Genomic DNA, 23,317 nt, shown 5'->3' on the forward strand with positions numbered 1-23,317 from the left:
TCGATGCTACTTATCCGCCGTTTTGAAGAAAAAGCTGCCCAATTATATGGAATGGGATTAATTGGCGGTTTTTGCCATCTATATATCGGCCAGGAAGCGGTAGTTGTAGGCATGCAATCCGTGCTTAATGCGTCTGATACGATTATCACCAGTTATCGTGACCATGGGCATATGTTGGCGTGCGGGATGGATCCTGCAGGTGTGATGGCCGAACTAACTGGAAGAAGTGGTGGTTATTCTAAGGGTAAGGGCGGATCTATGCACATGTTTAGCAGGGAGAAGAATTTTTTTGGTGGGCATGGAATTGTCGGGGCACAGGTGCCACTAGGCACAGGTTTGGCATTTGCGCATCAATATTTGAAAGATGGCAATGTTTGTATCACTTATTTAGGCGATGGGGCAGTCAATCAAGGGCAGGTATATGAAAGTTTTAACATGGCTGCTTTATGGAAATTACCGGTTATCTACGTTATAGAAAATAATAAGTATGGCATGGGAACAAGTGTTACCAGGGCTTCTGCTTCTCCCGAACAATTATATTTGCGCGGCCAAGCTTATGGCATTCCGGGCCAACAGGTGGATGGAATGGATATATTTGCCGTTCGGCAAGCCGCCAATGCTGCGGTCGACAGGGCAAGAAAAGGTGATGGCCCAACTATTATTGAAATGCGAACATATCGATATCGCGGTCATTCTATGTCCGATCCGGCAAAATATCGGACAAAAGAAGAGGTTAATAAAATGAAGGATGAATTTGATCCTATCGACAAACTTTTAGCTAAAATGAAACAAGAATTTTCTTTCTCTGAACAACAAGTTGAACAAATAGAGGCTGAAATTAAGCAAGTTGTTTTGAAGGCTGCAGAATTTGCGCAAGCCAGTCCAGAGCCCGATGCGAAAGAGCTTTATACCGATATCTTAATTGATAAATAGGGTCTTAAGAGATACAACTATTATCTAGATTAATTTTAGAGGATCAGATGCCTACAGAAATTCTAATGCCGCTCCTTTCCCCAACCATGACAGAAGGCAAAATTGTCAAATGGCTAAAAAAAGAAGGGGATCAGGTAAAAGCAGGCGATATATTAGCGGAAGTTGAAACTGATAAGGCAACCATGGAAATTGAGGCGGTTGAGGCGGGCATTATTTCTAAAATTCTTGTACCTGCCAACTCGCCCAATGTCCCTATTAATATGCCGATTGCCCAATTAACGAGTTCGCTAATGAAAGTTACCTCTGTTGTTTCGATCCCCCCACAGGTACAAAGATCTAACCCTCAGGAATCAGTTCCCCTTGTTAAGATACCTAACACCAACTCCTTGTTAACTAAAGTACGAAAATTAACCGTTCGGGAAGCATTGCGGGATGCGATGGCTGAAGAGATGCGCCTTAATCCTAAGGTATTTTTAATGGGGGAAGAAGTTGCCGAATATCAAGGGGCTTATAAAGTTAGCCAAGGATTACTGGAAGAATTTGGCCCTAAGCGCATAATCGATACCCCCATCACGGAACAAGGTTTTGCGGGTATTGCAGTTGGGGCAGCTTTTTATGGATTAAGACCAATTGTTGAATTCATGACCTTTAATTTTGCCATGCAAGCCATTGATCAAATCATTAACTCTGCAGCAAAAACACTCTATATGTCTGGCGGTCAAATGGGATGCCCAATTGTATTTAGGGGGCCAAACGGAGTTGCTAGCCGCGTTGCCGCCCAACATTCGCAATGTTATGCCAGTTGGTATGCCCATTGTCCAGGTTTAAAGGTTGTTGCACCTTGGTCAGCTACGGATGCAAAAGGCTTGTTAAAGGCTGCCATCCGGGATCCTAATCCTGTAATATTTTTAGAACATGAATTGATGTATGGCCAAAGTTTTGACATTCCTGATAGTGAAGATTTTATTATTCCGATTGGCAAAGCTGAAATTGTCAGGGAAGGAAAAGACGTAACTCTTGTTAGTTTTTCCCGGCCTGTAAGTTTAGCATTGCAGGCAGCGGAAGAATTATCCTAAAAAGGGGATACAGGCTGAAGTCATAAATTTAAGGACGATCCGTCCCTTAGATACGCAAACAATTATTAATTCAGTTAAAAAAACCAACCGTATCGTAACCATTGAAGAAGGTTGGGCTTTTGCAGGGGTTGGATCGGAAATTTCAGCTATTTTAATGGAACAAGCATTTGACTGGCTAGATGCGCCCGTTATGCGTGTAACGGCTGAAGATGTGCCTTTACCCTATGCTGCCAATTTAGAGAAATTAGCCCTGCCATCTTTAGAAAAAGTGTTGGCGGCTGTTCATCAAGTAACATATAGATAATTGTTTAGATTTTAAGGAAAAATAATCATGCCAACTCCTGTTTTAATGCCAGCTTTATCACCAACCATGACAGAAGGAAATCTGGTAAAGTGGAATAAAAAAGAGGGCGATCGAGTTAAGCCCGGGGAAGTTATTGCAGAAATTGAAACAGATAAAGCAACAATGGAAGTGGAATCGGCAGACTCTGGGGTATTAGGCAAAATCCTTGTACCTGCTGGTACCAATGCCGTTAAGGTAAATACCCCAATCGCTATCTTATTAGCTGAAGGTGAAAAATTAGAAAACTTACCTAGTGCGGCAGCTGCCGCTTCTAGGGTGTCACCGCCCCAATCTTTAGTCACTGCATCATCACAATCGGAAAATACGAGTAAGTCAGATCCTGTTTTGAAGCAACAACAAGTCATTACAAAATCTAATACTGCTTCTTCCTCGTCAATATCCTCACCCTCGGAAAAAGTTACAGCCAGCCCACTTGCCAAGAAAATGGCAGAAATATCTGGTTTGGATTTAAATAATATACAAGGAACGGGTCCTAACGGTCGTATTGTTAAAATTGATATCGAAAAGAACCTAAATAAAACACCGGCTGTCAATAATTTGTTATCTCCTGTGTCCCAAGCATCTATATATTCTCCGTCCTCCAATGCTTTTGTTAAAGAATGGTTCCCCACTTATAAAGAACTGCCTTTAAGCAATATGCGTAAAACTATTGCCAAAAGGCTCGTTGAGTCAAAAAGGGAAGCGCCACATTTCTATTTAACCATAGAGTGTGAATTAGATAGCCTGATTAAGCTTCGGCAAGATTTAAATAATAGGTTGGATAAAGATAAATTATCCCTTAATGATTTTATTATCAAAGCTGCCGCTATCGCCTTAAAGCTTGTTCCGGCTGCCAATGTTGCTTGGGCTGAAAGTTACCTTCGTTCCTACGACCATGTCGATATCTCGGTGGCAATTGCAATACCGGGCGCGTTGATCTTTCCTATTATCAGGCGAGCTGATCAAAAACCCCTTTTATCTATTTCAAAAGAAATGAAAGATCTGGCTCAGCGCGCGAAAGATAACAAATTAAAACCAGAAGAATATCAGGGCGGAACTTTTTCTATTTCAAATTTAGGGATGTATGGGATTAAAAACTTTGCTGCTGTTGTAAATCCCCCACAAGCTGCCATTCTTGCAATTGGTGCGGGTGAGCAACGAGCAGTTGTCAAAGAGGGGGCAATTGCCATTGCCAATATGATGACTTGTACTCTTTCATTAGACCACCGCGCGGTTGATGGAGTGATTGGCTCAGAACTGCTGAATGCCTTCAAAAAGACTATCCAAGATCCATTATCAATCCTCCTTTAAAAGCAATAAGTGGTATTATGACAAATTCACAGATGTTTGATTTAGCAATTATCGGAGGCGGGCCTGGTGGGTATGTTGCAGCCATTCGCGCCGCTCAATTAGGGTTGAAGGTGGCATTAATAGAAAAAGAACATTTAGGCGGCATTTGCCTAAATTGGGGTTGTATTCCCACCAAAGCATTGCTTCGTAGTGCGGAGGTTTATCAATCCATACTACATGCGAAAGATTATGGGTTAACGGTAAAAGAAGTTGCGTTTGATTTGAAATCGTTGGTGGACAGAAGTCGCAAAATTGCTGCTCAACTTTCAAGCGGTGTTAAACACTTATTAAAGAAGAATAACGTCGCAGTTTTTGATGGAAGAGGGAAGATAACTGCGGCAGGAAAAATATCTGTGGTTTCCGCAACGACTACAACTAACATCGAAGCCTCCCATATCATCATTGCTACGGGAGCGCGTGCAAAAACGTTGCCCCACTTGCAACCCGACGGCAAATTGGTTTGGACTTATAAAGAAGCTATGATCCCAACCGCATTGCCTAAATCATTAATGGTTATCGGTAGCGGTGCCATCGGGATTGAATTTGCCAGTTTTTACAATGCTTTGGGTTGCCAAGTCAGCGTTATTGAAATGCAAAATAAAATTTTACCGGTGGAAGATGATGAAATTTCAGCCGCGGCACAAAAGATATTTGAAAAGAAGGGTATCAAATTTTATACCAATAGTACTGTTACCAAAATAGATAAAACTGGTAATGCTGTTTCTGCAACAGTAAAGACTTCCCAAAATGAAATAAAATTAACTGCTGATAGAATTATTGTGGCCATAGGCATTACGGCCAATACAGAAGATTTGGGTTTGGAACAATTATCGGTTGAATTAACCAAAGGCCACATTAAAACAGATGAATGGGGCAAAACCAATGTAAAGGGAATTTATGCTATCGGCGATGTAGCAGGAGCGCCTTGGTTGGCGCATAAAGCAAGTCATGAAGGTGTGGTTTGCGTAGAAAAGATCGCTGGCCTTAAATCTGCACATCCTATCAACTTATCTAATATTCCTGCTTGTACATATTCAATGCCACAAATTGCCAGTGTCGGGCTAACCGAGCAGGCACTAAAAGCAGCTGGCCGAGCAATCAAGGTAGGCAAATTTCCCTTTATAGGCAATGGAAAAGCCATTGCATTGGGTGAAGTTGATGGTTTTATTAAAACAATTTTTGACGCCCAAACAGGGGAATTATTGGGTGCCCATATGATTGGGGCCGAGGTGACAGAACTGATCCAAGGATATACCATTGCCAAAACTTTAGAAACAACTGAGCAGGAATTGATTAGTACCATTTTTGCCCATCCGACATTGTCTGAAATGATGCATGAATCTGTATTAAATGCTTATAATCAAACAATCCATTTTTAATGTTAAATGTTAAGATTGAGGGCATGGTTTGCATATGGCCAATGAGCTAACAAAAATACGCCACCCGGAAAAAATAGGGCTTGCCGATCATCTTTCGCCTCGGAAGCCAGATTGGTTGAGGGTCAAGGCACCCACGTCACCGGAATATCATGAAACACGCCAGTTAATGCGTGGACTTAAGTTAAATACAGTTTGTGAGGAGGCCGCTTGCCCTAATATTGGGGAATGTTGGAAAAAAAAGCATGCAACTTTTATGATCCTAGGCAGTGTGTGTACAAGGGCTTGCGCTTTTTGCAATGTTGCCACCGGCAAGCCTGACTTATTGGATCCGCATGAGCCAGAAAAAATAGCGGAAGCCATCTCGAAATTGACATTAAGCCATGTGGTCATCACATCGGTTGACCGGGATGATCTTGAAGATGGCGGTGCCAAACATTTTGCTGAAGTGATCAGAGCAATTCGAAAAACGTCCCCACAAACAACCATTGAAGTTCTAACACCTGATTTTCTTCGAAAAGAAAAGGCCATAGAAATTGTCGTAAAAGCAAAACCTGATGTATATAATCATAATTTGGAAACTGTGCCAAGGCTTTACACAACAATTAGACCGGGTGCACGCTATTTTCATTCCCTACAACTCTTATCGCAGGTCAAAAAGCTTGACCCCACCATTTTTACGAAATCGGGGTTGATGGTAGGATTAGGGGAAGAACGACAAGAAATGCTGCAAGTGATGGATGATTTGCGGGTGGCGAATGTCGATTTTTTAACTATTGGCCAATATATGCAGCCGACTTTAAAACATGCAGCTGTTGCTAAATTTGTAACCCCAGAGGAATTTAAGTCTTATGAGGAAGCCGCTTACGGAAAAGGGTTTTTATTGGTTTCATCTTCACCATTGACACGCTCATCTTATCATGCGGATAAAGATTTTTTGAAATTGCGTACAGCAAGGTTGGAAAAGATTGCATCTAAAATGTCCGATTTACAAACTGTTTCTTAGTAAATCGAGCATAACAATGGGATGCAGGTGATGCCCTCTCATCAAGAATATAAATATTTGCCTTACACTCCCCAGCAACTGTTTGAATTGGTTGCTGATGTTGAGAAATACCCAGAATTTTTACCCTGGTGTTTGGCTTGTAAAATCATGAAACAAACCCCAAACTTTATCGAAGCCAACATGATTGTGGGCTTCAAAATGGTCAAGGAACGGTTCATGACACGCGTTTACTTAAAACGTGAAGAATTTATTATTGATATAGAGTATCTCCATGGGCCATTTGAATATTTAGAAAATAGGTGGCGTTTTATTGCTAAAGAGAATGGTGGCTGTAATTTAGATTTTACCATTCGTTATCAATTTCGTTCCAGCCTATTGCAAACTTTGTCTGCCATTTTCTTTGCGGAAGCTATGCGTAAATTGACCAACGCATTTGAGAAGCGAGCGTACCAATTATATCACATCAGAAACACCTAAAATAATTTTATTGGCCCAATTTTATTAGCCGGGGAATTTATCCATGACCAGCAATATTCTAGAAATTTCAGAATTATTAGTTTCCCGTCTGTGTCATGATATCATCAGTCCGGTTTCTGCAATTGCAAACGGCTTGGAACTGCTGGAGGGTGATGACGGTAAAAATACTGAAATGCTTGACCAAATTATTCCTTTAGCCAAAGAAGGCAGCATGCGAGCATTGGCTTTATTACAGTATTTCCGTTTATCGCTAGGAACGGGATACCGCGACAAACATATTCCCCTACAAGAAATTAAAAATACAGCCAATCAATATTTTGCAGGAACAAAAATCCAAATTATATGGCCGGAGAAATTAGTATTGCTGGAAACAAAATTGTTTGTATCACGCTTACTCTTACTAACCTTAATAAATCTACCCGATGCAATGCCTAGAGGGGGGGTGATTAAAATTAGCGAAAGCAAATCAACCCTGATTTGCGAGTTACAGGCAGGTGATATCCGTTGGACAGAAGATTTAGATAGGTTCTTTGCTAAATTTGATGCCCCAGACCCATTGACAACGAAAAAAGTTTTATGGGCTTTACTTGCGGTTTATACGCGTCATTTTCCTATAAATGCTAAAGTTAATAAGCTGCCTAGCCTGGTGCAATTAACGTACCAATTGACAACCTAACATTTGAAAATCTGATAGTAAAAAATCATTTATTCTTGCGTGAAGGTCATGTACATTAGCTACAATAAATATATAATCAAAAAATTAGTAGAATTTCACAAAATAATTCCCTGATCTTATAAGGAATATGTTATGCGCGTATTGATTGTTGAAGATGATACTTCAACTGCTAAAAGTATCAAATTAATACTTGAAGCTGAAAAGTTCGTTGTTGATACCACTGATACTGGGGAAGATGGCTTGGATCTTGGAAAATTGTATGATTATGATATTATTATCCTGGACTTGAAACTGCCCGACATGGATGGGTATGAAGTGCTTAAAAAATTAAGAAGCGCCAAAATAAAAACGCCGGTGTTAATTTTATCTGGAGAAACCCAATTAGATAATAAAATTAAAGGGCTAGGGTTCGGCGCTGATGATTATTTAACGAAGCCTTTTAACGCAAAAGAATTGATTGCACGTATTCAAGCAATTGTTAGGCGCTCACAGGGGCATTCGCATTCCGTCATCAAAGTTGGGAAGATGACCGTTGACTTGCAAGAAAGAAAGGTAGAAATCGCTGGCAAGAAAATTTCTTTAACAAATAAGGAATACAGCCTTTTGGAATTGCTATCGATTAGAAGGGGAAACACTATCACCAAAGAAGTAATATTAAATCACCTGTATAATGGGATGGATGAACCAGAGGGCAAAATAGTTGACGTGTTTGTTTGCAAACTTCGGAAAAAACTGAGCAAAGCAAGTGGCGAAGAATATATCGATACTGTATGGGGCAGGGGATATTCTTTAAAGGAACCGCTTTTAGCAACAGCCGCAAAAAATTAACCCGCAATATATTCATCTTTAAAAAATGTGACAGAAAATTTTGATCTTACAAATGTAACTAATGCCTGTCTTGCTGAAGATAAAGCCATTGCGGCTGGCGAAAGCCGTGAAACACTTATCTTAAAAGCTGCTTATAAAGCTGCCGAAACAATCAATGATATATATTGCTCTGGCCACGCAGTTGTTTTATGCGGACCGGGGAATAATGGCAAAGACGGATTATATACTGCTTTTTTTCTCCAATTATCTGGCTGGAAAATTTCGGTAATATCTGTGTATTGGGCGGAACAGCAGCATGACGATAATTTTCTTTTATCAAAAAAATTATTAATTCATCACACACCCTTTGCGCGCATGCCCATAGACGGAAATCTTTTCAAAGATCGTCCAATTATTGTTGATGCAATTTTTGGTATTGGCTTAAATAAAACGGTTAGCGATGATCTTATGCAATTTATGGAAAAAATCGAGAAAACGAATTTACCCATAATTTCCATCGATATGCCTACTGGCGTTCATGCTGATAATGGTGAGATTATGGGAAAGGCTTTTAAAGCAGCTCACACCATCACTTTTACGAAGGCTAAAATTGGCCAATTTCTCTTACCAGGTAGAAATTACATGGGCCAACTGACAACCATTGATATTGGGATTGGTAAATATTGGGATAATTCTTTAAATCTTTTTTTGAATGATCCAAGTATCTGGAAAGGACTCATTCCTTTTACACGACCGGAACAACATAAATATCACCACGGCACAGCCTTTATTATTGCTGGTCCAATGACTGGGGCGGCAAAATTAGCAGCAAGGGCCGCTATGCGATCTGGAGCAGGCATTTTAAAAATTATTTGTACTCCTGAAAAGAAACTGGTTTATGAAATTGATGATCCAGAAAATATCATTCTTGAAATAAAATCTCATCAAAACATCCATGAAATAATAGCCGCCAATCAAAATTTATGCGGGCAGTCCTTATTAATTGGTTCTGGATTTAATAGTAATATAACTAATCAACAATTAGTGTTAGATTCTCTTAATTGCCAAATTCCTATCGTGATTGATGGCGGCGGGATTAGCTGTTTTGCAGAAAACCCAGCACTTTTATTAAAGAATCTAGCGAAAAACGCCGTTTTAACCCCCCATGAAGGGGAGTTTCGGAAATTATTTCCTCATTTGACAGGCGATAAGTTATTGAAAACAAAAAAAGCAGCCCAAGAAAGCCAAGCTATCATTGTACATAAAGGGGCTGATACCGTAATTGCTGAGCCGGGTGGACGAACAATCGTTCACCCTCTCTCACCACCAAATTTGGCAACGGCTGGTACAGGAGACGTGTTAGCTGGAATTATTACGGGTCTAATGGCACAACAAGTACCAAATTTTGAAGCTGCTTGTATAGGTGTGTGGCTGCAAACAAACTGTGCGGAAAGATTTGGTGTAGGGCTTATAGCGTCTGACATTATCAAGGAGATACCTAGGTCACTGGGTATTTTACAGTCCTTGTTAAAAAATTGATTGCTATCTTGACGGATATATTTAAGATGTCACCTCCGTAACATAAGGTTTTCATGGAGCGGGTGTGGCGGAACTGGTAGACGCGCCAGACTTAGGATCTGGTGACGCAAGTCGTAGGGGTTCGAGTCCCTTCACCCGCACCACCAAATGAGAGGCTTATTTTTTACATCAGCTTATAAAAGAATTATTTTTAAGAATTTGGGTGGCTTATAATGATTGTCAACGAAACTTTATCATCTGGCTTAAAACGACAATTTAAGATCAAGATTCCACGTTCTGTGATTGAAGAAAGAACAGAAAAAAAACTTTCGGAGCTTAGCAACACGGTTAAAATATCTGGTTTTAGGCCAGGTAAGGTGCCTGTAGGAGTTGTTAAGCAACGTTTCAGTGCTAGCGTTGCTAATGAGATAGTTAGCCAGACAGTCAGTGAAAGCGCTAATAAAGTTGTTGATGAACGCACCTTGAAGTTGGCTTTCCAGCCTAAATTTGAAAATGTTTCTTTTAAAGATGGCCAGGATTTAGAGTTTGAGATGAACTTGGAATTACTTCCAGAAATCAAATCCCCAGATTTCAAAAAATTGTCAGCTGAAAAATTAGTTGCTGACGTTCCTGAAGAAACAATATCAAAGGAATTAGAAGGTTTGGCAGAACGTCGGCGTGAAACATATACCGTCACGGACGGAAGCGTTGCGGAAGAGGGTGATATTTTATCCGTTGATTTTGTGGGTACTATTGACGGTAAAGAATTTACAGGAGGTTCTGCAAAAAAGTTTTCAGTGCAGTTAGGCACAAAACAGGTTTTGCCAGAGTTTGAACAGCATCTATTAGGGGTAAAGCCGGGAGAAGAAAGAACCTTCTCGGTTACTTTTCCAGAGAATTATCCCAGCCGTGAATTGATAGGCAAACAAGCCTTCTTTACCGTCACAACGAATGAACTGCGTCGCCTCAAGGAAGTACCAGCGATTGATGAAGCTTTTGCAAAAAAATTGGGCGTAAATAATTTAGATGATTTGAAGAAAAACGTTCGCCAACAAATTCAATCTTCTTTAGATCGTTTATCGTGGCTCAAATTAAAACGCCAGATTCTCGATGAATTAGACAAAATGAATAAATTTGAATTGCCTCCCACGATGGTTCAGATGGAATTTAATTCAATTTGGCAGGAAATTCAGGCCAGAAAACAATCTGGTTCCATCGATCCAGAAGATGCCAAGAAAAGTGAGCAGGAATTGCAAAAAGAATATCAAGCGATTGCCGAGCGCCGCGTAAAGCTTGGCTTGCTTTTATCCGAAATTGGACGTTTAAATAATATCCAAATTACAAATGATGATTTAAGCAAGGCTGTTATGAATGAAGCCATGCGGTTCCCAGGTCAGGAGAAGCAAGTAATTGAGCATTACCAAAAAAATTCTCAAGCGGTAGCTCAACTTAGGGCACCTATTTTTGAAGACAAGGTAGTTCGTTTCATTGCAGATCATATTAAGTTAAATCAGCGCCAGGTATCGGTGGAAGAACTTCAAAAGGAAACAGCATAGAAGTAATTACCTTGGTAACTATTTATTATTCGAATAAAGGCGTGTGACTATGCAAGATAAAGATCCCGTTGAAACCTATATGAACTTTCTAGTGCCAATGGTCGTTGAACAAACCAGTCGTGGGGAAAGGGCGTATGATATTTATTCCAGGTTGCTGAAGGAAAGGATCATTTTTTTAGTAGGCCCTGTGAATGATACAACTTCAAGTTTAATTTGTGCACAGTTACTTTTTTTAGAATCAGAAAACCCCAACCGGGATATTTTCATTTACATTAATTCGCCGGGTGGTGTTGTAACCTCGGGTTTAGCAATTTATGATACCATGCAGTACGTGCGGCCGGAAATTAATACCGTTTGTATAGGGTTAGCGGCTTCTATGGGATCATTGTTGTTGACGGCAGGCGCCAAGGGTAAACGTTTCTCAACCCCTAATGCCAAGATCATGATTCATCAACCATCAGGTGGTGTGCAAGGCCAAGCTTCCGACATTGAAATTCACGCGAAGGAAATTTTGTTAACCCGCAAACGTCTAAATGAATTATATGTGAAACATACGGGACAAAATTTGTCCTTTGTGGAATCTGCTATGGAACGCGATCGTTTCCTAAGTGCGAGTGAAGCGCAACATTTCGGGTTAATCGATGCCGTATTTGACAAACGTCCTGCGACTCCTACGGCAGACGCCAAAAAATAGCTTTTTCTTATAAAAAATTTGCTGTTTAAGCATCAAATCTAAATTTTTCGTATTTTTTTTTAAAAAAATAATATTACTACATTTATACCCTAAATACTTGATAAAATAGCTTTTATTTTAATTGCTAAAGTAAAAATTATTTTAGTTTAAGATTTTGGTTGTGTCTTTTCCATACTTTGGTAGTTGTGTGAGCAGGTTGGTAGTTTCTAATTTTTCTGTTTTGTTTCACAACTGATAATAGAGGAAAAGCCATGACCCCATTCGATCAACTGAACAATCAAAACCAAGACCACCCGAGCGCTGAAGAAAAAATTCACAATCCCACCCAAAACCCTAATATTTATAATGTCATTAATACACAATTAAGTCGCCGTGGCCTTTTAAAAGGCTTAGCTATAGGGGGCTTTTTGGGAACCATTGGATCTTCAATGGCCAGTAAATTTTCTTTGGCATCTTCTCCAACAGGTCAATCAACTTTCACTTTTGCTCCCGTTAGCCATGGCATCGATGATACGCATCATGTAGCCGAAGGATATAATGCGGATATTCTAATCCGTTGGGGTGATGCCATGTTTACCAATGCTGCCGATCTGAAAATTGATAGCCAAACTGCAGCAAGTCAACAAAAGCAATTCGGATATAATTGTGATTTTATTGGTTATTTACCCCTACCTTTAAATTCCAATAATTCTGATCATGGGGTGTTATTTGTTAATCACGAATATACCAATACAGAATTGATGTTTCCTAACTTAACTCCTAAAAACAAAATCGAACTCGTTTCTAAGGAACAATCAGAAACAGAGATGGAAGGTCATGGTGCTTCAATTGTTGAAGTTAAAAAAGTTAGTGGTAAATGGCAGTTTATCAAGGATTCAACATATAATCGCAGATTAACGATTACTAATACCGCTATGCGTATTGCAGGCCCTGCGGCAGGGCATGACAGGATGAAAACTGCTGCCGATCCCAAAGGGTTAGAGATATTTGGTACATTAGCAAATTGTGCGGGAGGTGTTACCCCTTGGGGCACCGTTTTGACTGGCGAAGAAAATTTTCACGGCTATTTTGGCGGTGATATTAACAAAACCCAGGAGAAAGATGCCTATAAACGTTATGGCTTAGGTGGTTTTACCTATAATGCTTTTTTCAAATATTCCGATCGCTTTCATGTTGAAAAAACCCCTAATGAACCCAATCGTTTTGGTTGGATTGTCGAAGTTGATCCCTATGACCCAACCTCAACACCCGTAAAACAGACAGCCCTTGGCCGCTTTAAACATGAAGGCGCCAATATTATTATCAATTATGACGGCCACGTTATTGCTTATATGGGTGATGATGAACGGTTTGAATATATTTATAAATTTGTTTCCGCCAACAAATTTATCCCCAACGATCGCAAAGCCAATATGCGTTTGTTAGAAACAGGGACTTTGTATGTTGCCCAATTTCTTGAAAATGGCCTCTTAGAATGGTTACCTTTGGTCTATGGCCAAGGAAAATTAACTAAAGAAAATGGTTTTAATAGCCAGGCAGATGTGGTTATTGAAGCACGCCGTGCAGCTGATATCCTTGGGGCTACACCTATGGATCGTCCCGAAGACATTGAACCTAATCCGGTGAATGGTAAAGTTTACGTGATGTTGACAAATAATTCAAAACGTACTGCAACAAATCTTGATGCTGCTAACCCGAATGTTGAGAACTTGGCGGGCCATATCATTGAAATGGTGCCACCATCTGTACCAGGTAAAACAACAAGATTAGATCATACTAAAACGGGATTTAGCTGGAATTTCTTCTTATTAGCGGGAAAACCTGGCGACGGAAAATCAAAGTATGGTGCCAATGCAACCGAAAACGATTGGTTCTATTGCCCGGATAATGTGGCGTTTGATAATAAGGGGCGCATGTGGATTGCCACGGATTCAGGCAGTGACCATCAAAAATTTGGTACGAATGACGGTTTATATGCTACCGATATTGATGGGGCAGGGAAGGCTGCACCCAAAATGTTCTTCCGGTGCCCGATTGGTGCTGAGATGTGTGGGCCATTTATGACACCTGATAACAAAACTTTGTTTGTAGCTATCCAACATCCTGGGGAAGATAGTACATTTGACAACCCAACCACCCGTTGGCCCGATTTTAAACCGAATATCCCACCACGACCAACAGTTATGGTTATTACAAAAAAAGATAACGGGGACATTGGTACTTAAAAGACTGCCGCTATAGAAAAGGAAGGATTAATCTATTCTTCCTTTTTTATTTTTTATTCATTGTTGCAATAAAATCAATGGCTTGCGTATTATTTTTAACTTTATCGCGATTGCTGTTGTTCGCATAATTAATATTATGGAAAATAAAAAGCCTATAAAAGCAACGATCTCCAATAATGCATTGAAATTATTATTTTATCCATAAAAAATAATTTATTGGGATACATTTTTAATGTAATATATTATAAATTACATTAATTAACATTAACAAAATATTGATATAAAACAATAATTTAAATATATCGAAGGCTTGCCAATAAGTGCATTTATGTGGCATCTCACCCGAACATGTTATTTTTAATACGTAACTTAAGATAAAATTGACCCAGCCCTATTTTTATGAAGAATCTTTTCAGCGCTCTTGTCATCAATTAACATAAAATTCTGGTTACCTTCATCGTAATAAAAAACATTAGCTGTGGACAATTCAAACCACCACCCGTGAATCCGGATTCTTTTGTCATTTAAGGCTTCCTTCACTACAGAATAGGTTTTCAAATGTTCCAGCTGTTGGATCACATTAATTTGTGAAATTTCATTATGCTCTGCAAATTTTTGCTTAGATTTAAGCCTAAACCCGCTTCGATATTTTTGTAACGCGGGTTCAGCATGCTTTAACCAAGATTGAAAAAATAAATGCGGCAATTTGACATCCAACTGACCATTTTTGATAGCCGCATTGATTGCACCACACTCAGAATGACCACAAATGATGATATCTTTAACTTTTAACTGACAAACAGCAAATTCAATAGCTGCCCCAACCGACTCATCAACTAACTGATCTGCCTGTTGCTGGCATGGGCATACTAAATTTCCCACATTACGAATAACGAATAGATCGCCCGGGTTCGTGGAAGCGAATGTGTTAGGAACCACCCGGCTGTCACAGCAAGCAATAAACAATGTGTCGGGTGATTGGCCAGCGGCCAACTGAGCATATTTATCACGATATTGGATTAGAGATTTATTTCTAAAATCTACAATCCCTTCAATCAATTTCCTCATTGATATAGGCCTTTAATTAAATAATTTTGCATAAACTGTCACTTTTATTGAATAAATCATCCATTAAATTAAAATCAAAAAATTATTATTCTCGCTGGTTCAATATAGCCCGCAACTCCGGCTCACTCTGGTGAACATGGTCTTTATGAATGCTTCTAATAATTGTATTAGCTACATGGGTTGATAAATGTTTTTTTAATAAAGAAAAAAATTGGATGGAAGCAACCAAAACTAAATGATCGAAAGTTTTTTGACTGAGCTTCTCCTCAAGATATAAACAGATTTCTTTAGCAAAACGATCAGCTTCTCGCTCTTTGGGATCAATATGGTCTTCATAAGCACTACGGGCTGTGTGTGATGTTTGAAAATGGCCTGGTCGATCCGTTACCAAATCCTTGCGTTTTTTCCGGCTGTCTGGATGTTCCAATTCAATGACAAATGATAAAGGTTTCTGTGGGTATTTTTCGTGTGCAGAATAAACCAAAGCCTTACTAGAATTACAAATTAAAAATAAATAAGTATGCATACAAAAATCCTTTTGAATATTCGTTCACGCTTTATCTAAAACAAACCGACTAAGAAAAAAGCCTAATCCTAGCTAAAATGTAACTATCACAGGCATGAGAATCAATAGTGGTAAATATTTATCTTATTATGGGAGATTCTTTCATTTTTGAATTACCGGTTTTTCTAAAATTAGATTACAAGTTAATGATAAGTCCGTCATAAGCGGGCTGGACATAGGATGGGCAATGTTTTAAAAGTTCATCATAATCAACTTGGCTGCTTAAATGAGTTAAAAGTGCTTGCTTGGGCTTCACTCGGTCAATCCAGCTTAATGCCAAATCAACATGGGCATGGGTGATATGAGCTTCCCAACGCAAACAATCCACAATCCATAAATCTAGCCCTTTTAACGACTGAATAATTTCTCCTGTTAGGAAATTCGTATCAGTCGAATAGGCAAAGTTGTCTATCCGAAAACCGGTGCTTTGAAAATTCGGCCCATGACCTTGTTGAAAAGCCTGGATAGAGATATCATCAATTGAAAAATGATCTTGAATAACAGTTGGCTTCAACAAAGGCTCATAAAGCGATTCTTGCGGAATATTATCGTTGTTGTTTAGACCAAACGCATAAGGAAAACGACGCTGCAATGATTCAATGGTTTGTTTCGTGCCAAAACAGGGGAAAAACTTTTTGCCTTTCGGACGTTCCAAAAACCTTAAATCATCAATGCCATGGGTATGGTCTGCATGGTCATGGGTGTATAAAATGGCATCAATTTTGGTGATACCAGCCTCTAGAATTTGATTGCGTAAATCGGGAGATGTATCGATCAAGATATTTGTTTCTTGAATCTGGATGATGATTGAAACCCGCCTACGTCTATTCTTCGGATTATGGGGATTACATTTCCCCCAGTAGCCATTAATTAATGGCACACCCCCTGACCCACCAGAACCTAAAACAATAATTTTCATAAAATGTTTTTCTTCGCTTTTTTAAACAAGGTAAAAAAATTTGCTGTTGTTGATTGTCCTAATTTTTCTAAAGTTATGCCCCGAATACCAGCTATGAATTGTGCGGTATGTTTTAAGAATGCCGGTTCATTGGGCTGACCACGATGTGGGACTGGCGCCAGAAACGGTGCATCGGTTTCTATTAATAACCGGTCTTCTGGCAACCAAGCAACGATTTCACGCAAATGTTGGGCATTTTTAAAAGTGACGATGCCGGAAATAGAAATATATAACCCTAAATCTAAAGCTTTCTTAGCCAGTTCCAAGCTGCCGGTAAAACAATGTAATACTCCGGCCACCGGTTTTTTGGCCTGAGTCTCTTCAAGCATTTTTATCGTTTGCTGTTCTGCGTCACGTGTATGAATAATAACAGGCAAACCGCTTTGATGTGAGGCTTCCAAATGATGCTGGAAAACAGTTACCTGCTCCGCATGATCGCTGTGATTATAATAATAATCTAACCCGCACTCCCCTATTCCCACCACTTTGTCATCTGTTGTGAAATCAACAATGGCTTGGGCATTAGCTGCAGTTGCCAGCTTTGATTCATGGGGGTGAGTGCCAACAGAGCAAAAAATATTATCAAAATTCTTAGCAATATTTAGAATTTCTGGAAATTTATCTAATTCCGTACAAATTGCTAAGAAAAATTGCACCCCATTTGCTTTAGCTCGATCTAGATATAGCTTAAGATTGCTTTGATATTCAGGATAATTTAGATGACAATGGCTATCCACCAGCATATGGATTACCCTTTCTTTAATCCTGCAACCGCGGGAAGATTGCTAAAGGTTTCGGAATAAGCTGGTTGGGTTGCAAAGGATGATCAATAAACTGGAAAGATCGATGATCAATGGAACAACCCAATTGGTCTAAAATTTTATTACAGGATTGCGGCATAATTGGCTGGGTTACCAGTGCCACCCTCCGTATTGCTTCAGCAGCATAATATAACACTGCTTCCATCCGGGCTTTATTGATTTTTTTTAAACTCCACGGCGCTTGCTCATCTACATAACGATTAATTAAACCAATCACTTGCCAAGTGTAATCTAAAACTTTATGAAAAGCTTGGATGTCATATTCTTTTCTGATGGTATCTAGCAGATCTTTTGAACTTTTCAAAAGATCTTCATCTTTTTTTTCCGCTGGTTGCTTTGAGGGGATTTTACCATCACATTCACGGTATATCATGGTTAATACCCGTTGGACTAAATTACCAAAATCATTTGCTAAATCACTGTTAATACGTTGTAAAAGGGCTTTTTTAGAAAAATCACCATCTTGACCGAAAGGAACTTCCCTTAAAAGAAAATAGCGCACTTGATCCAACCCATATGTTTTAGTTAAATCAAGCGGATTAATAGTATTGCCAAGCGATTTAGAAATTTTCTGTCCTTCATTTGTCCACCAGCCATGTGCAAACACCCGTTTTGGTGGTGGTAGATCGGCTGCCATCAAGAAAGCTGGCCAATAAATAGCGTGGAAACGGATAATATCTTTACCAACCATATGTAGCGAAGCTGGCCAAAAATTTTTAAATTTGGAGGATTTTTCATCCGGATAGCCCGCCACGGTTAAATAATTGGTTAAGGCATCTAACCATACATACATAATATGTTTTTGATTACCTGGAACCTCAATACCCCAGCGGAAGCTTGTCCTTGAGACTGATAAATCCTGTAACCCCCTTTTGACGAAACTGATAACTTCATTGCGGCGACTTTCCGGGGCAATAAAATCGGGATTATCTTGATAAAATTTAAGCAGTTTCTCTGTCCACGCGGATAAGCGGAAAAAATAACTGGGTTCTTCCACCCATTGTACCTCAGCGCCCGTCGGGGCAATTTTCTGCCCATTGGCTAATGTTTTAACTTCATCTTCATGATAAAAGGCTTCATCGCGCACGGCATACCAGCCAGCGTATTGCCCTAAATATATCTGTTTATTTTCTTCAAGTTTTTTCCATATCTGTTGACATGCTAAAATATGTCGATTCTCGGTGGTACGGATAAAATCATCATAAGAAAAATTCATCTCTCTGGCTAAATCACGAAATGTTTGCGATACTTTATCCGTAAATGCTTGCGGAAGCATGCCGTTTTGTTGAGCAGATTTTTCAATTTTTTGGCCATGTTCATCAGTGCCCGTTGCAAATAATACCTGATAGCCATCCAAACGTTTGAACCTTGCCAAAGCATCGCATGCTAAAGTCGTATAGGCATGACCAATATGGGGTTGATCATTTACATAATAAATCGGGGTCGTTATGTAGTAACTTTTTGCCAATTGCTGATACCTTTCTTAATAGTTTTGATCAATCGGAGCATGGTTTTTAAGTTCTACGCTTATTATCATGAATATATTCATTAAGGATTGTTTTGCATCGAGATGCAAGGGAGAAGTAGCTGATAACAATCCAACAATTTTTTGATAAATCTTTTCCCAATTAATGTGCAGATGGTCTTGCTGTAAGAATGCATTTTCCTCGAGGCTTTGCTGAAGCATTTGATTCCTAGACTGTTGATAAACCCATGAAAGTAATAATTCAGCTATCAAAGAAAAATTAGATACTTTATCAATCAATTGTTGCAATAAATTTTGTGAAAGTTCAGGTAATTTTTCTAAAATTTCATTCATTAGTTGACATTGTTCAAACACCCCGTCTTCTAGCAATGACATTGCGCGACCAATGCTTCCTTCTGCAAGTGCTATAATCTTTGTTTTGTTCTGTTCGCTTATCTGCTCGGGATGATAACGATCTATTAGCTGACTGAGATCGCTGTCTGATAATAACTTAAACGTAATTTTCTGGCACCTAGACCTTACTGTTTTAAGAATCCTGCCAATATGATGCGTAACCAATAAAATGAGGGAATAGGGTGGAGGATCTTCTAAAACTTTTAACAACGCATTTGCAGCAGAACGGTTTAGATCATCCGCACAATCAATGATAACAATTTTCCACTTGGCGAAAGAAGGCGTCAGGTGAATAAATTTTTTAATTTGACGTATATCATCAATGACTATTTCTGTCTTTTGTGTTTTCTTTTCCTCATTTTCTTTGTTAATATAGAGCAAATCTGGATGAGCAAGCTGGGCAATTAATCGATCTGTGTCAGTCGTTGGCACCACTTTATCAAGAGAATTTGCATTTTCTTGTGTACCAAATAAAGATTGGGAATCATCTAGTCTGGATACGTTCGGTTTTAATAAAAGCCTGGCAAAACGAAATGCCATTGTTGCTTTACCGATCCCCTTCGGGCCGTTAAAGATAATGGCATGGCTTAGTCTTTGGGCATACAAAGCTTCCAGAAAAGTTTTTTCCGCCTGCTGCTGACCAACTATATCGTAATTTTCTTGTGGAGAAAGGTAAGGCACCAATGCTAAAACCTATTAACCATTTATGCTGTGAAGATGGAATGATGTTGGATACGCAAAGCATATCGTTTGTTAATAATATCAATAATTCTTTTTTGTACCTCATCTACCGAACCTTCAGCATCCAATAATATACATCTTGCTGGATTCATTCGGGCAATTTCCCTAAACCCATCTTGTACACGTTGATGAAAATTAGATCCTAAACTTTCAAAATAATCCGTATTTGATAAGGTTTTTTGCTGTGTATGTTGACGTTGTATAAGCCTAGAAGAGGCTGTTTCTTTAGGCACGTCCAAAATAATGGTTAAATCAGGATAAAAACTGCCGGAGATCAGTTGATAAAGAAGGGTGATTTGATACAAATCTATCCCTTGGCCATATCCTTGATAAGCGGTCGTTGAGTCAATAAAACGATCGCAAATGACCCAATCCCCCTTTTTTAAATGGGGAATGATTTTTGCTCGCAAATGATCCTCACGGGCAGCATTGATCAATAATAACTGGCCAATAGGACTCATCGGCAAATTGGTTTTATTAACAATTAACTGACGGATATTTTCCGCACGTTCCGTACCCCCGGGTTCTCGGGTTACCACCACTTGATGATCAGTAAAATATTTTCTTAAATTGTCTCCAAGAACCTTGGTTTGGGTAGATTTGCCTGATCCTTCTCCCCCTTCTAAAGTAATAAAAACACCAGTTGCCATTTTTAACTCATGATATAAATATTAAAATGTGTTGTTTTAATGGAATATTAGCGTTGCCTTTCCAAAATACTGACGTAATTGGCCACAGCAGACCCCCCCATATTATATATTCCCCCGATTTTGGGATTTCCTGCTAATTGCATTTCCCCCGCTTGGCCAACCAATTGCATCGAGGTAAGAACATGCATGGAAACCCCAGTTGCACCGATCGGGTGCCCTTTCGCTTTAAGACCGCCGGAAAGATTAATGGGTAATTTCCCATCCCGGTAAACCCAGCCTTCTTCAATCGCCTTCTTCCCCTCCCCTATTTTTGTCAAGCCCATCGCTTCATATTCGATTAATTCGGCGATGGTAAAACAATCATGGGTTTCAACTAAATTAATATCCTTTAAGGATAATTTAGACATAGCGAAGGCTTTTTGCCATGCCAATTTAGCTCCTTCAAATTGTAAAATATCGCGTTTCGCCATAGGCAGGAAATCATTGACCTGCACAGCTGCCCGAAATCGGACTGCCTTATTCATAGACTGGGCTGTTTCAGGATCAGTTAAAATTAAAGCGGTCGCCCCATCTGATACCAAACTGCAATCGGTTCTTTTTAGGGGAAATGCCACCATCGGATTTTTATCAGAAAGCGTGCGGCAGAATTCAAACCCTAAATCTTTGCGTAATTGGGCGTAAGGATTTTTCATGCCGTTCAAATGGTTTTTAGCTGCAATTTTTGCTAGAATATCCGTTTGATCACCATATTTTTGAAAATATTGCTTGGCAATGCTTGCAAATATGCCTGCAAATCCCCCTTCCGTAACAGCTTCTTGTTTTACATAGCTTGCCGCCAGCAACCCCTCCCCAATTTTATCGTTAGGCTGATCAGTCATTTTCTCAACACCAACGACTAAAACAAATCGGGCGGTTTTGGCATTGATGGACTTTAGTCCACTAAAAATCGCCGCACTACCTGAGGCACAAGCATTTTCGGTCCGTGTGAAAGGCTTAAAACGCAAAGCAGGTACTGTCTGCATAACAAGGGACGAGACAAAGTCTTGTTTAGAGAATCCGGGGTTGTAAAGCCCTATAAATCCCTCATCAATATCTTTTGCTTCAATGCCTGCATCCGCAATGGCCTGTGGAACAACCTTCGCCATTAAAGTTTCCAAACTATCTTCAGGATAGCGGCCAAACGGAAGATGCTTCCACCCGATAATACTACCTTGCAGCATGTTTAACCTCGCTTAAAAAATTACAAAAAAGTAAGCGCTTTACCAGCTGGATTGCCAATTAATTCGCCATTTTGCACCACAATATTCCCCCCCACAATGGTCGTGTCTGGATAACCTTTCAAATTCATCCCCTCAAAAGGAGACCACCCACATTTACTGGCCAACCATTTCTTATCAATTTTCCATTTTTTCTTTAAATCAACCAATACCAAATCAGCATCATAACCCTTAGCGATTAAGCCTTTATTGTGAATACCAAATATTCGGGCAGAATTGCTGCTGGTCAATTGAACCAATTTTTCGAGTGATAACCGACCCAAATTATAGTGGTTAAGCATCAAAGGCAATAATGTTTGGACGCCTGGCATGCCCGACGGGCTTTCCGCATAGGGACGTTTTTTTTCCTCCAAACTATGGGGGGCATGATCGGAGCCTATCATATCGACTGTACCATCCTTTATTCCCTGCCATAACCCTTGTTGATGAATTTCATCCCGAATAGGTGGATTCATACGGGCGTAATTTCCCAATTGCTCATAACAATCAGGTGCAACCAATGTTAAATGTTGGGGGGTAACCTCAACCGTTGCCAGATTACGGTAATTTCCTAAAATGGCTATTTCATCTTTGGTTGTAACATGCAAAATATGGACAGCTTTGTTCAGTTCTTTCGCAAAACTTAAAATCTTGCTCGTGGCTATAGTAGCTGTTAAAACATCACGCCAAATAGGGTGAGTTATTGCCGTCGAATCTTTGGTAACCAAGTATTTTCTTTCCTGCAAGCGCACTTCATCTTCCGCATGAAAGGCGACCCTTTTTTTAGTTACCCTTAAAATTTCTTTGATCAATTTGTCTTCAGAAACCAATAAATTTCCGGTTGAACTGCCAATAAATACCTTAATACCACAGCATCCAGGGACTTGTTCAAGCTCTGGTAATATATGTATATTATCAACTGTTGCACCACCATAAAAAGCAAAATTGGCCCAACTTTTTTTTGCCGCCCGGGACAATTTATCTTGAAGGTTAGTTATAGAAACGGTTGAAGGATTGGTGTTAGGCATTTCAAAATAACTGGTAACACCCCCTAAAACTGCTGCCGCGCTGCCTGTCGATAAATCTTCTTTATATTCATATCCCGGTTCCCGAAAATGCACTTGTGTGTCAATGATGCCAGGAATGATATGCAATCCTTTAGCATTCAAAAATGCAAAAGATTTAGCTGATGATAGATCGCCAATTTCGACTATTTTTCCATCTTTTATACCAATATCAACTTCAGCAATGCTAGCAACGACAAGCATTTTGGCTTGCCTAATAACAAGATCATAACCGCTCTTTATCGCCATAAATCACCTGATGGATACGTTTTCAGCTA

20 protein-coding genes, 1 tRNA gene and 1 pseudogene are annotated in these 23,317 nt (G+C 39.5%); 13 read left to right on the forward strand and 9 right to left on the reverse strand.

Annotated features, from left to right (window positions below):
• Positions 1 to 3: 3 nt before the first annotated feature.
• From pdhA to IPP67_01005, 13 genes and pseudogenes are all read left to right on the forward strand, one after another.
• Entirely contained in the window at positions 4 to 933 is a 930-nt protein-coding gene (pdhA, locus tag IPP67_00945) for a pyruvate dehydrogenase (acetyl-transferring) E1 component subunit alpha (GenBank protein MBL0337774.1), read from the forward strand.
• Between the two features lie 47 nt (positions 934 to 980).
• Positions 981 to 2,313, forward strand: a pseudogene (locus IPP67_00950) (pyruvate dehydrogenase complex E1 component subunit beta).
• Positions 2,314 to 2,340: 27 nt separating this feature from the next.
• The gene (locus tag IPP67_00955; GenBank protein MBL0337775.1) at positions 2,341 to 3,663 is read left to right on the forward strand and encodes a pyruvate dehydrogenase complex dihydrolipoamide acetyltransferase; all 1,323 of its coding nucleotides are present in this window, start codon (positions 2,341 to 2,343) and stop codon (positions 3,661 to 3,663) included.
• Positions 3,664 to 3,680: 17 nt separating this feature from the next.
• Positions 3,681 to 5,081 (forward strand): dihydrolipoyl dehydrogenase, encoded by a 1,401-nt coding sequence (gene lpdA / locus IPP67_00960; protein ID MBL0337776.1) that lies wholly within the window; start codon positions 3,681 to 3,683, stop codon positions 5,079 to 5,081.
• Positions 5,082 to 5,115: 34 nt separating this feature from the next.
• Positions 5,116 to 6,084: a lipoyl synthase gene (gene lipA / locus IPP67_00965; protein MBL0337777.1), complete on the forward strand. Its 969-nt coding sequence runs from the start codon at positions 5,116 to 5,118 to the stop codon at positions 6,082 to 6,084.
• Positions 6,085 to 6,114: 30 nt separating this feature from the next.
• The gene (locus tag IPP67_00970; protein ID MBL0337778.1) at positions 6,115 to 6,561 is read left to right on the forward strand and encodes a type II toxin-antitoxin system RatA family toxin; all 447 of its coding nucleotides are present in this window, start codon (positions 6,115 to 6,117) and stop codon (positions 6,559 to 6,561) included.
• A 43-nt stretch (positions 6,562 to 6,604) separates the two neighbouring features.
• The gene (locus IPP67_00975) at positions 6,605 to 7,237 is read left to right on the forward strand and encodes a hypothetical protein (protein ID MBL0337779.1); all 633 of its coding nucleotides are present in this window, start codon (positions 6,605 to 6,607) and stop codon (positions 7,235 to 7,237) included.
• Positions 7,238 to 7,369: 132 nt separating this feature from the next.
• Positions 7,370 to 8,065: a response regulator transcription factor gene (locus IPP67_00980; protein ID MBL0337780.1), complete on the forward strand. Its 696-nt coding sequence runs from the start codon at positions 7,370 to 7,372 to the stop codon at positions 8,063 to 8,065.
• Positions 8,066 to 8,092: 27 nt separating this feature from the next.
• Positions 8,093 to 9,583, forward strand: coding sequence for an NAD(P)H-hydrate dehydratase (locus IPP67_00985; GenBank protein ID MBL0337781.1), 1,491 nt, complete (start codon positions 8,093 to 8,095; stop codon positions 9,581 to 9,583).
• 58 nt (positions 9,584 to 9,641) lie between these two features.
• Positions 9,642 to 9,726, forward strand: a tRNA-Leu gene (locus IPP67_00990).
• A 69-nt stretch (positions 9,727 to 9,795) separates the two neighbouring features.
• Positions 9,796 to 11,118: a trigger factor gene (locus IPP67_00995; protein ID MBL0337782.1), complete on the forward strand. Its 1,323-nt coding sequence runs from the start codon at positions 9,796 to 9,798 to the stop codon at positions 11,116 to 11,118.
• Positions 11,119 to 11,167: 49 nt separating this feature from the next.
• A complete protein-coding gene (locus tag IPP67_01000) occupies positions 11,168 to 11,812 on the forward strand; it encodes an ATP-dependent Clp protease proteolytic subunit (protein MBL0337783.1) in 645 nt (214 codons plus the stop codon).
• A 251-nt stretch (positions 11,813 to 12,063) separates the two neighbouring features.
• Positions 12,064 to 14,037, forward strand: coding sequence for a PhoX family phosphatase (locus IPP67_01005; protein MBL0337784.1), 1,974 nt, complete (start codon positions 12,064 to 12,066; stop codon positions 14,035 to 14,037).
• A 369-nt stretch (positions 14,038 to 14,406) separates the two neighbouring features.
• Here the strand turns inward: IPP67_01005 and IPP67_01010 are convergent, their stop codons facing one another.
• From IPP67_01010 to IPP67_01050, 9 genes are all read right to left on the reverse strand, one after another.
• Positions 14,407 to 15,105 (reverse strand): carbonic anhydrase, encoded by a 699-nt coding sequence (locus tag IPP67_01010; GenBank protein ID MBL0337785.1) that lies wholly within the window; start codon positions 15,103 to 15,105, stop codon positions 14,407 to 14,409.
• Positions 15,106 to 15,190: 85 nt separating this feature from the next.
• On the reverse strand, positions 15,191 to 15,631 hold the full coding sequence (locus IPP67_01015; GenBank protein ID MBL0337786.1) for a host attachment protein: 441 nt from the start codon (positions 15,629 to 15,631) through the stop codon (positions 15,191 to 15,193).
• Positions 15,632 to 15,806: 175 nt separating this feature from the next.
• On the reverse strand, positions 15,807 to 16,589 hold the full coding sequence (locus tag IPP67_01020; protein MBL0337787.1) for an MBL fold metallo-hydrolase: 783 nt from the start codon (positions 16,587 to 16,589) through the stop codon (positions 15,807 to 15,809).
• Positions 16,586 to 17,371 carry a TatD family hydrolase gene (locus IPP67_01025; GenBank protein ID MBL0337788.1) on the reverse strand — a complete coding sequence of 262 codons (786 nt, stop codon included), beginning with the start codon at positions 17,369 to 17,371 and terminating at the stop codon, positions 16,586 to 16,588. Before IPP67_01025 ends, IPP67_01020 begins: the two co-directional genes overlap by 4 nt.
• A gap of 16 nt (positions 17,372 to 17,387) precedes the next feature.
• Positions 17,388 to 18,917 (reverse strand): methionine--tRNA ligase, encoded by a 1,530-nt coding sequence (locus tag IPP67_01030; protein MBL0337789.1) that lies wholly within the window; start codon positions 18,915 to 18,917, stop codon positions 17,388 to 17,390.
• Between the two features lie 15 nt (positions 18,918 to 18,932).
• The gene (locus IPP67_01035) at positions 18,933 to 20,009 is read right to left on the reverse strand and encodes a DNA polymerase III subunit delta' (protein ID MBL0337790.1); all 1,077 of its coding nucleotides are present in this window, start codon (positions 20,007 to 20,009) and stop codon (positions 18,933 to 18,935) included.
• Positions 20,010 to 20,032: 23 nt separating this feature from the next.
• A complete protein-coding gene (gene tmk, locus IPP67_01040) occupies positions 20,033 to 20,719 on the reverse strand; it encodes a dTMP kinase (protein MBL0337791.1) in 687 nt (228 codons plus the stop codon).
• A gap of 47 nt (positions 20,720 to 20,766) precedes the next feature.
• Positions 20,767 to 21,936, reverse strand: a complete 1,170-nt coding sequence (locus IPP67_01045; protein ID MBL0337792.1) for an acetyl-CoA acetyltransferase — start codon at positions 21,934 to 21,936, stop codon at positions 20,767 to 20,769.
• A 23-nt stretch (positions 21,937 to 21,959) separates the two neighbouring features.
• Positions 21,960 to 23,282 (reverse strand): dihydroorotase, encoded by a 1,323-nt coding sequence (locus tag IPP67_01050; GenBank protein ID MBL0337793.1) that lies wholly within the window; start codon positions 23,280 to 23,282, stop codon positions 21,960 to 21,962.
• Positions 23,283 to 23,317: the final 35 nt, after the last annotated feature.

The sequence above is a fragment of the Rhodospirillaceae bacterium genome (assembly GCA_016722635.1).
GTDB lineage: Bacteria > Pseudomonadota > Alphaproteobacteria > JAEUKQ01 > JAEUKQ01 > JAEUKQ01.